Genomic DNA, 218 nt, shown 5'->3' on the forward strand with positions numbered 1-218 from the left:
AGGTTCTGGCAGATAGGCATCCGGCGGACCGACACGTAGTTCGGTTATTGTGCCGTTGTTGTCTTTAGTGAATGACACTTCAGAAATGAGCAGCTCGCGGTTATTGAAACCACAAATGGGGTCACAGACGATAACGCGCTGGTTTGGTTGCCACAGTGAATCGTCACCCTGCCGCCAGCCCCACACTGTGTACGTGGTTTCATCGGTACGTGCAGCTC

At 53.2% G+C, this 218-nt stretch carries 1 pseudogene; it reads right to left on the reverse strand.

What is annotated here, in order from left to right:
• Window positions 1–218: pseudogene (locus FDX22_RS20270) on the reverse strand (hypothetical protein); the annotation flags it as partial.

This window comes from Citrobacter sp. TBCS-14 (assembly GCF_005280805.1).
Classification (GTDB): Bacteria; Pseudomonadota; Gammaproteobacteria; order Enterobacterales; family Enterobacteriaceae; genus Citrobacter; species Citrobacter gillenii.